This window comes from Myxococcus vastator (assembly GCF_010894475.1).
In the GTDB taxonomy this organism is placed as follows: Bacteria; Myxococcota; Myxococcia; order Myxococcales; family Myxococcaceae; genus Myxococcus; species Myxococcus vastator.
The window spans coordinates 1-5568 of sequence record NZ_JAAIYB010000518.1; the positions used below are offsets into that span (position 1 = coordinate 1).

1 pseudogene is annotated in these 5568 nt (G+C 68.8%); it reads right to left on the reverse strand.

From position 1 onward, the window contains the following. Window positions 1-5554: pseudogene (locus tag G4D87_RS32860) on the reverse strand (amino acid adenylation domain-containing protein); the annotation flags it as partial. Between the last annotated feature and the right edge of the window lie 14 nt (window positions 5555-5568).

A 5568-nucleotide genomic window follows, 5' to 3' on the forward strand; every position in this document is an offset into this window, starting at 1 on the left:
TCAGGTGGTGTGCCAACTGGTTGGCGCGTCGGTTCAGCTCCGCGTACGTCAGCCGCTCGTCCTCGTACTCCACCGCCACCGCGTCCGGCGTCCGCTGCGCCTGCTCCTCGAAGAGCGCACTCAGGCTGGCATCGCGCGGGAATGCCGACGTCGTCCCGCTCCACGCCTTCACCAAGCGCTGTTGCTCTTCACTGCCCATCAGCGGCAAATCGAGCAGCCGCGTCTCTGGCGCGCTCACAGCGGCGTCCAGGAACACCCGCAGGTGCCCCAGCAGCCGTTCCATCGTCGCGGCCTCGAACAGGTCGCTGTTGTAGTTCACCGCCACGGAGAACCCGTGCGGCACCTCTTCCGCGAGCAGCGACAAATCGAACTTCGAGGTCTTCTCCTCGGCGTCGACGCCCGTCAGCGTCAACTCCCGCAGTTTGACCTCGGAGAAGGGCGTGTTCTGCAGCGTCAGCGTCACCTGGAACAACGGGCTCCGGCTCAGGTCACGCTCGGGATGAAGCTCCTCCACCAGCTTCTCGAACGGCACGTCCTGGTGCGCATACGCCCCCAGCGTCACTTCGCGGACCTGTGCCAACAACTCCCGGAAGCTCAACCCCGGGGACACCTTTGTCCGCAGCACCAACGTGTTGACGAAGAAGCCAATCAGCCCCTCCGTCTCCTCGCGCGTGCGGCCCGCGATGGGCGAGCCCACGCTCACGTCATCCTGGCCCGAGTAGCGCGACAGCACCGCCTGAAAGGCCGCGAGCAGCACCATGAACGGTGTCGCGCCCTCCCTCTGCCCGAGCGCCTTCACCGCGGCCCATCGCTCGGAGGGCCAGATCACCTCCTGCATGCCCCCACGGAACGTCTGCGTCGCCGGGCGAGGCTTGTCCGTGGGCAGCTCCAGCGCACTCGGCGCTCCAGCGAGCTGCTGTCGCCAGTATCCGAGCTGCGCCTCCAACACGGCGTCTGCCAGCCACGCGTGCTGCCAGACGGCGTAATCGCCGTACTGGAGCGGAAGGTCCGGCAACGAGGAGCGCTGTCCCTGGGAGAGCGACTCGTAGAGCGCGGCCACCTCGCGCACGAGGATGCCCATGGACCATTCGTCCGACACGATGTGGTGCATCACCAGCACCAGCACGTACTCCCGCTCCCGCAGCCGTAGCAGCGTGGCCCGCAGCAGCGGCCCCTTCTTCAGGTCGAAGGGCCGCTGGGCTTCCTCTTCAGCCCAGCGCTTCGCGGCGGCATCACGCTCGGCGTCCTCCAGCGCTTCCAGGGACACCACGGCGAAGGCAAGCGTCGGCTCGGCCGAGATGACCTGCACCGGGGTTCCACCCTCGGCGCGGAAGGTCGTCCGCAGGGGCTCATGGCGGCGCACCAGCTCCTCGAAGCTCCACTCCAGCGCGCGCGGGTCCAACGGCCCCGTCAGCTTCACCACCGCGGACACGTTGTAGAACGCGCTCCCCGGCTGGAGCTGATCCAGGAACCACAGTCGCTGCTGCGCGAACGACAAAGGCAGCTCACGGGCGCGAGGCACCGCTGGACTTCGGAGCACCGGCAGCTCGGCCCCAGACCGCTTCGCCTGATCGATGCGACGCGCCAGCTCCGCCACCGTGGGCGCCTCGAACAACTCCCGCAGCGCGAGCTCCACCCGGAACGCCGAACGCACCCTCGAGACGAACTGCGTCGCGAGGAGCGAGTGGCCCCCCAGTTCGAAGAATCCGTCGTGGATGCCCACGCGCTCAACGCCCAGCACCCGGCTGAAGAATCCGCAGAGCAGCTCTTCCGTCGAGGTGCGCGGTGCGACGTACTGTCGCTCGCTGACGTCCACGTCCGGTGCAGGCAGCGCCTTGCGGTCCACCTTCCCGCTGGAGAGCAGCGGCAGCGACTCCAAGGCGACGAACCACGATGGAACCATCGCCGGAGGCAGACGCTCCGCCAGGAAGGCCCGCAGCGCCGCGGCCTCCAAGGTTCCTGACGCATCCCCTGGCACCACGTAGGCCACGAGCCGCGTCTCATCCAAAGCATCCTTCCGCGCCACCACCACGGCGACGTGGACGGCCGGGTGCTCCGCCAGCACCGCTTCCACCTCGCCGGGTTCGACGCGGTGCCCCCGCACCTTCACCTGCGTGTCCACGCGGCCCAGGAACTCCAGCGAGCCTCCCGAGCGCCATCGTACCTGGTCACCCGTGCGGTAGAGCCGGGCGCCCGGCGCACGTCCAAAGGCGTCCGGCACGAAGCGCTCCGCCGTCAGGTCCGGCCGGCCCACGTAGCCGCGAGCCAGGCCATCTCCACCGACGAAGAGTTCGCCCGGCACGCCTACGGGGACTGGCTGGCCCTGTGCATCCAGGACGTAGGCCTGGGTGTTCGCGATGGGCCGGCCAATGGGCGCGAAGGAGCCTTCGCCCAGGTCGCCGCCCAGCCACGCCGTGGCATCGACCGTGGTCTCGGTGGGTCCGTACGCATTGATGACGGTCGTGGACGGCAGCCGCGCCCGGGCCTGGTGAACGAGCTCCACCGGAAGCGCCTCGCCCCCGGACACCAGCACCCTCAGGCCCGAGGCTCGCGCCACACCTTCATGCGCCAACAAGACGCGCAGCTGTGACGGAACCAACTGGAGCACCGTGACCTGCAGGCATTCCAACGCGGCCAGCAGCACCTCGGTGTCGCTCTCGGCATCGGGCGGTGCGATGACCAGCCGCGCACCGGAGACCAGCGTGGCCAGCAGCTCGGGCACCGAGGCGTCGAAGCCAGCAGAGGCCTTCTGCAACACCCGGTCTCCCGTGCCCAGCTTCAACGCGGCGATGAACCACGCCGTGTGTCGTGCCAATGCGCGGTGGGAGACGAGCACGCCCTTGGGACGTCCCGTGGACCCCGAGGTGAAGAGGACGTAGGCGGCGTTGTCCGCCACCGCGCTCGCACGCCCAGGCTCCGCGGCGACTGCCCCAAGGTCATCCTCGAGCAACACCACGGGCGTCGAGGCCCCGGGCACCACGTCCCGCAGCGCCCGCTGGGTGAGCAGCACCGCGGGCGCCGTGTCCTCCAGGATGCGCGCCAGTCGCTCACGGGGAGCCTCCGGCTCCAGCGGCACCCAGGCCCCACCGGCCTCCAGGATGGCGAGCAGCCCCACCACCAGCTCCGGCGAGCGGCGCGCGCAGAGGCCCACTCGGACCTCGGGGCCCACCCCCAGCCGCCGCAAATGCGCCGCCAGCACCTGGCTGCGCGCCATCAACTCCGCGAAGGTGAGCTGCCCACCCTCCCACGCGATCGCCACCGTCTCCGGCATGCGCGTCGCGAGGTTCGCCAACTGCACGTGCACGGGCGTATCGCGCGGATACTCCGCCGCGGTGTCGTTCCATTCGACCAGGAGCTGGTGCCGCTCCTGAGGAGAGAGCAGCGGCAGCTCGGACAAGCGGCGGTCCGGGGAGGCCACGGCAGCCGCCAACAGCGTGAGCCAGTGCGCGGCCATGCCCTGGATGGTGGCCGTCTCGAAGAGGTCCGCGTTGTATTCGAAGACGCCGGAGAAGCCTTCCGGCAGGTCCTCCAACGCCAGCGTCAGGAAGAACTTCGCGGCGCCGATCTCCGTGTCCATCGCGCTCATCGACAGCCCGGGCACGAGCGCCTCCGGCACAGGCGTGTTCTGCAGGGAGAACATCACCTGGAACAGCGGCGAGTGGCTGAGGGTGCGCTCCGGCTGGAGCTCTTCCACGAGCTGCTCGAAGGGAACGTCCTGATGCGCGTAGGCGCCCAGCGCCGCGTCCTTCACCTCGCGGAGCAGCGTGAGGAACGGCTTCTCCGCGGACGGACGTGCCCGCAACGCCAGGGTGTTGACGAAGAAGCCGATGAGCCCCTCCGTCTCCGCCCGGTTGCGTCCGGCGACAGGCGTTCCCACCACCAGGTCGTCCTGCCCCGAGTACCGGGCCAACAAGGCCTGGAAGCCCGCCAGCAGCACCATGAACGGCGTCGCGCCATGCCGCTGCGCCAGCGCCTTCACGCCTGAGGACAGCTCCGGTGGGAGGCTCACTGGGAGATTCGCGCCCCGGAACGTCTGCACCGCGGGCAGCGGCCGGTCCGTGGGAATCGAGAGGACCGGAGGGGCTCCTTCGAGCTGCTGACGCCACCAGTCCAATTGCCGCTGGAGCGCGCCACTCCCCAGCCAGGCGCGCTGCCACGAGGAGAAGTCACCGTATTGCACGTCCAGTTCGGGCAGCGGCGACGGCTGTCCTTCGCGGAAGGCACCGTAGAGGCCCGCGAGTTCCCGGACGATGACGCCCATGGACCACCCGTCCGAGACGATGTGGTGCATGTTCGCCAGGAGCACATGCTCCGCCTCGGAGCACTTCAGCAATCGCGTGCGAAGCAACGGTCCACTGGCGAGGTCGAATCCACGGAGGGCCTCCTCACGCAGCAGTCGATGGACCTCCGCCTCGGCCGCGTCGGACGAGAGTGACGACAGGTCCACCACCGGCAGGGCGTTCACCGCCTGCTGGGAGACAATCTGCACGGGCGTTCCGCCCTCTGTGCGGAACGTCGTTCGAAAAACTTCATGACGGCGCACCAACTCACAGAGCGCGCGCTCCAGTGCATCCACCCGCAGAGCACCCGAGAGTCGGATGGCCAAGGGGATGTTGTAGACGGGGCTCCCTGGCTCCAACTGTTCGAGGAACCACAGCCGCTGCTGCGCGAATGACAGTGGCAGTGCTCCCAACCGTGGCACTCGCTTCAACGGCGGTGCGTGAAGGGCTGAAGCCCCCGCCTGCATTTCCTCCAGCCGGAGGGCGAGCTTCTCTACCGTGGGCGCCTCGAAGACGTCCCGTAGAGGCAATTCGATGTGGAAGGCCTCGCGAACGCGCGAGACCAACTGCGTGGCCAGCAGCGAGTGCCCGCCCAGCTCGAAGAAGTCTCCGTCGAGCCCGACGCGCTCGACATTGAGCACCTCGGTGAAGATGGATGCCAGCTTCTGCTCGGACGCGGTGCGAGGCGCCTCGAAGTGCGCCGTCTTCGGACCTAGTGCATCCGGCGCGGGCAGCGCCTTGCGGTCCACCTTCCCGTTGGGCGTCAGCGGCAGCGACTCCAAAACCACGTACGCAGACGGCACCATGTACTCTGGCAGCCGCTGCTTCATGTGGCTTCTCAGCGCACTGGCCTCCAGTTCCGCGCCCTCCTGCGCGGTCACATACGCCACCAGTCGCTTGCCCTCGCCGTCCTCGCGCGCCACCACCACCGCTTCGTTGACGCCACTGTGCTGGGCCAGCGCCGCTTCCACTTCGCCCAGCTCAATTCGGTAGCCGCGCACCTTCACCTGCGTGTCCGCGCGGCCCTGGAACTCCAACGTCCCGTTCCCCAGCCACCGCACCACGTCGCCCGTGCGGTACAGCCGCGCTCCCTCACCGTATGGGCTCGGTACGAAGCGCTCCGCCGTCAACTCCGGACGCCCTACGTACCCCACCGCGAGGCCGTCTCCGCCCACGTACAACTCACCGGGCACGCCCACAGGCACCGGACGCATTGCACTGTCCAGCACGTAGGCCACCGTGTTCTTCACCGGACGGCCGATGGACACCGAAGCGCCCACCTCCTCCG